Genomic DNA, 2,500 nt, shown 5'->3' on the forward strand with positions numbered 1-2,500 from the left:
TGGTTGCGGGAGTAGGATTTGAACCTACGACCTTCAGGTTATGAGCCTGACGAGCTACCGGGCTGCTCCATCCCGCGACACTTTGGTGGTCTATTGCCTATTCGGCTAGTTGAGACCTGGTAGTGTTTTTATCATCGTTTAGAGAGAAGGGGGATTTTTCTAGGTTTGGCGGTGACCTACTCTCCCGGGGCTTAAGCCCAAGTACCATTGGCGCGGCAGTGCTTAACTTCCGGGTTCGGGATGGGACCGGGTGTTTCACTTGCGCTATGACCACCAAACCGAGGAAAATCCCCGTCGCTCTTTTTGCTTTGCAAAAAGGCGACGCGCGGCAGGCAGCGTATTCGTTTACGAATGCGCGTTGCCGCACGGTTATTATGTCAATCAACAGTGTCGCTTGGCGCGACACAGCCATCCTTAGTCAAAGGTGTGTATGTTTTTGATTTGTCTTTCCATTACTGGATCAAATCAAGCCTATCGGGCGATTAGTACCGGTCAACTGAACGCATTACTGCGCTTACATCTCCGGCCTATTGACGTGGTGGTCTTCCACGGCCCTCAGGGAGACCTTGTTTTGAGGGGGGCTTCCCGCTTAGATGCCTTCAGCGGTTATCCTGTCCGATCATAGCTACCCAGCACTGCCGTTGGCACGACAACTGGTCCACCAGTGGATCGTTCACCCCGGTCCTCTCGTACTAGGGGCAACTCCTCTCAAGTCTCCTACACCCACGGCAGATAGGGACCGAACTGTCTCACGACGTTCTAAACCCAGCTCACGTACCTCTTTAAACGGCGAACAGCCGTACCCTTGGGACCTGCTCCAGCCCCAGGATGAGATGAGCCGACATCGAGGTGCCAAACACTGCCGTCGATATGGACTCTTGGGCAGTATCAGCCTGTTATCCCCGGCGTACCTTTTATCCGTTGAGCGATGGCCCTTCCACTCGGGACCACCGGATCACTATGGCCGTCTTTCGACTCTGCTCGACTTGTCAGTCTCGCAGTCAGGCTGGCTTCTGCCATTGCACTCAACGAGCGATTTCCGACCGCTCTGAGCCAACCTTCGCGCGCCTCCGTTACGCTTTAGGAGGCGACCGCCCCAGTCAAACTACCCGCCACGCAGGGTCCCGGATCCGGATAACGGACCGCGGTTAGACATCAAGAGTGCGAAGGGTGGTATCTCAAGGGAGGCTCCACAAGAACTGGCGTTCCTGCTTCAAAGCCTACCACCTATCCTGCACATCACAATCCTGATGCCAGTGCGAAGCTGTAGTAAAGGTGCACGGGGTCTTTCCGTCTAACCGCGGGAAGCCTGCATCTTGACAGGCAATTCAATTTCGCTGAGTCGATGTTGGAGACAGCGGGGAAGTCGTTACGCCATTCGTGCAGGTCGGAACTTACCCGACAAGGAATTTCGCTACCTTAGGACCGTTATAGTTACGGCCGCCGTTTACCTGGGCTTCAATTCAAGGCTCTCACCTCTCCTTTTAACCTTCAGGCACCGGGCAGGCGTCAGACCCTATACGTCGTCTTGCGACTTCGCAGAGCCCTGTGTTTTTAATAAACAGTCGCCACCCCCTGGTTTGTGCCCCCAGCCCCTAGTTGCCTAGGAACCGGGCCTCCTTCTCGCGAACTTACGGAGGTATTTTGCCGAGTTCCTTCAACATCGTTCTCTCAAGCGCCTTGGTATGCTCTACCAGTCCACCTGTGTCGGTTTAGGGTACGGTCTGATGGAGGGCTATTTCCAGGAACCACTCAGCAGCCCAATCAATCCGATAAGATTGAACTACACCTGTGATCCGTCACATCCTCCTGGCCTAGGAATATTAACCTAGTTCCCATCGCCTACGCCTTTCGGCCTCGGCTTAGGGGCCGGCTTACCCTGCTCAGATTAGCTTTAAGCAGGAACCCTTGGACTTTCGGCGAGAGTGTCTCTCACACTCTTTGTCGCTACTCATGTCATCATTCTCACTAGTGATCTCTCCACCGGATCGCTCACGCGCCGGCTTCATCGAAAAGACTCGATCCTCCAAGGTGCCCCGAAAGACACTAAAGAGGATAAGTCTTATGTCACACTACGCTCTGCTACCATGCCTTACGGCATCCTAAGCTTCGGCTCATGGCTTGAGCCCCGTTACATCTTCGCCGCAGGACAACTTATTTAGACCAGTGAGCTGTTACGCTATCTTTAAAGGATGGCTGCTTCTAAGCCAACCTCCTGGTTGTTTTGGTCGTCCCACCTGCTTTCCCACTTAGCCATGAATTGGGGGCCTTAGCTGTAGGTCAGGGTTGTTTCCCTCTCCACTACGGACGTTAGCATCCGCAGTGTGTCTGCCATCTAGTACTCCCGGGTATTCGGAGTTTGGTTAGGATCAGTAAGCCTGTGGGGCCCCATTACCCATCCAGTGCTCTACCCCCCGGGGTATTCGGATGACGCTCTACCTAAATAGATTTCGCAGAGAACCAGCTATCTCCGAGTTTGATTGGCCTTTCACCCCTAGGC

1 tRNA gene and 2 rRNA genes (1 of these 3 cut by a window edge) are annotated in these 2,500 nt (G+C 54.1%); all 3 read right to left on the reverse strand.

What is annotated here, in order from left to right:
- Positions 1-77, reverse strand: a tRNA-Met gene (locus AC2FJB_RS22525).
- A gap of 86 nt (positions 78-163) precedes the next feature.
- Positions 164-278, reverse strand: a 5S ribosomal RNA gene (gene rrf, locus AC2FJB_RS22530).
- Positions 279-461: 183 nt separating this feature from the next.
- Positions 462-2,500: ribosomal RNA gene (locus AC2FJB_RS22535) — 23S ribosomal RNA — on the reverse strand (it continues 791 nt past the right edge of the window).

This window comes from Ruegeria sp. CDSC085, from assembly GCF_059610465.1.